Annotated in this window: 2 protein-coding genes and 1 other RNA gene; all 3 read right to left on the bottom strand. The window is 43.5% G+C overall.

The window, feature by feature from the left end; translation table 11 throughout:
- Window positions 1-30: 30 nt before the first annotated feature.
- The 3 genes from AC6R0S_RS17945 to smpB all read right to left on the bottom strand — a co-directional run bounded on the left by AC6R0S_RS17945 (window position 31) and on the right by smpB (window position 2,304).
- On the bottom strand, window positions 31-1,290 hold the full coding sequence (locus AC6R0S_RS17945; protein ID WP_500638487.1) for a tyrosine-type recombinase/integrase: 1,260 nt from the start codon (window positions 1,288-1,290) through the stop codon (window positions 31-33).
- A gap of 93 nt (window positions 1,291-1,383) precedes the next feature.
- Window positions 1,384-1,751: a transfer-messenger RNA gene (gene ssrA / locus AC6R0S_RS17950) on the bottom strand.
- A gap of 67 nt (window positions 1,752-1,818) precedes the next feature.
- A complete protein-coding gene (smpB, locus tag AC6R0S_RS17955) occupies window positions 1,819-2,304 on the bottom strand; it encodes an SsrA-binding protein SmpB (protein WP_334551285.1) in 486 nt (161 codons plus the stop codon).
- Window positions 2,305-2,366: the final 62 nt, after the last annotated feature.

Below are 2,366 nucleotides of genomic sequence, written 5' to 3' on the forward strand. Positions count from 1 at the left end.
AACGTGGGAAACTTCATCGAGGCGGTGGTATTAATCTCGGGGAAAGGTCACTAGTTTTACAATGTTTTCGTGCAGTAGTTTGATGGACAGATTCTTACCATACCTGTCGAAAGTAATACTTCCATGACTATGCCCTATAAGTTCCGCTACAACGGTTTCAGACACCAATTGTTCCTTTAGCTCAGTTGCAAAGGTATGTCGAAATGAGTGGAAATCGAGTCCTCTTCCAAAGCCCAATACCTTCTTATGACGTCCATACCACTTGGATGCAGAAGTACCATAGCCATCACGTTCATGTTTTAGCTCAGGGAAGATTCTTGGTGTTTTAAGAGTCTTAATAAAGTCTATAAAGCCAAGCTTAATGAGAACAGGGTGTAATGGGACTTTACGGCGGGAATTGAGGTTCTTTAGGCGTTGCTTTGGTTGACTATCATTGATATCGATTAACCATAGGTTGTCGATTTGGATAACATCGCAAACGTAGAGTTGGCATAGCTCATTGAGTCTTGCGCCAGTATAGCGAGCAAGCAAAGGTAGCCAGTATTGATAGTTGTGTCTGAACTTTAGCCTTGTATAGATTTCTGAGCTAAAAATGGTAGATAACTGGGTAGGGGTATAGGCACTCTTTGCCTCGCTAATCTTCTTATCACTGGTAAATCTGAAAGCCTTAAATGGATTTATATCGCAATACTCCATTTGCTCACACCATGTAAAGAATGAAGATGCTTTTTGGAAATAGTCTTTCACACTGCTATTGCTGAGTGTGGGTAGACCTATTTCACTATTTTTTTCAATCGCTTCAAGTCCTGAAAGCCCAGCAAATACGTCGTGTTTTTTTATGTTAGTAGGGTATTGAGAAAGCAACTGACGGATTCTTTCTGCGTCTGGTCGACGAATTTGGTTGATTGATAGCTTACCTGATAGCTCTAGTACGACCTTACACTTTAAGTAGGCTGCCATGGCTGTTTTTTCAGTAACATGGCTTCTTTTGTAAGTTAGATACTTATCTAGCGCATTTGCTGGTGTGAGTTTGGCTAGCTGCCTCTTAGGAGTGTGGATTGCTGAAGCTATGTTAATTGAAGTGGTCAAGCACTCAGTATCAGACTGCTTACTAACTACTTGTCTGATCTCTAACTCAAGCTTTAAAGCTTCTATGATAGCCAAATTCTTGGAAGAGGTATTCAGGGATTTTTTGATCTCTCTTCTTCCATCAAAGAGCGGTCTATGTTGCTTTGAGATCTGATACCGGAACTGCCAAATACCAGATGAGGATATCTTTAGATAGCGCATTTTTAGTACCAACTTTTAGTACAAGTGGTACACGAACGAAAAATAAAAACAAAAAAGGCGGTAAGTCAATAACTTACCGCCTTTCCAAACGTTTGGTGGAGCTGGCGGGAGTTGAACCCGCGTCCGAAAATCATTCATCTTTGGTACTACATGCTTAGTCGATCTTTAATTTCGCCACCCACCTGCGAACCGACACGCGAATGAATGACTAACCTGAATTATAATTCGCCGTTCATCTCTCAGGTGGGAGAATCCGGGCTAGCGCGTTTGGGTTTGATCCCTCGTTGGTCCCCGTCTTACGTGCGGAAGCTAGGGCGAGAGAGCTCTCAGCAGGGTATTAAGCTGCTAGTGCGTAGTTTTCGTCGTTTGCGACTATTTTTTTGCGGTTTGTTAACGAGGCCTACCGCACCTCGGCATGCACCTTAGACTGCAAAATTCCCGTCGAATCCTGAATCAGCCCCAAGGTTGTTGGTGCATAGTACCAGATTAGTGATGCCTGTCTAGCACTATGCGTTTAAGTGGTTAAGATTAGCGCAGCGCGCTTTTCATTACTCGAGCTTTTTGACGCTGCCAGTCGCGATCTTTGATGTCATCACGTTTGTCGTGTAGCTTTTTACCTTTTGCTACGCCGATTTTCATTTTGACCCAAGATTTAGACCAGTAGAGAGACAAGGCGATAAGCGTCATGCCTTCACGGTTGATGCGTCCGGTTAAGTTGTCGAGCTCTCGACGGCTCATAAGTAGTTTTCGCACACGAGTCGGGTTCGCCACTACGTGTGTCGATGCCTGATTTAGAGGAGTGATCGTCATTCCACTCACAAAGGCTTCACCGTTACGCATAAATACGTAACTTTCTGAAATATTGGCTTTACCTTGGCGAAGGGCTTTCACTTCCCACCCTTGTAGCTCTAGACCTGCTTCGATCTCATCTTCGATGAAGTATTCGTGGCGAGCCTTTTTATTGAGCGCGATGGTATTGCTACCCGCTTTTTGTTTTGAGTTTTTCTTTGCCATAATACGGTCATTATAAAGAGGGTTGAGTGCTTAGCAAATCCCTTTGTTTGCGCTGAGTGCAA

The organism is Vibrio sp. R15-SG3-ISO1B (assembly GCF_059833835.1).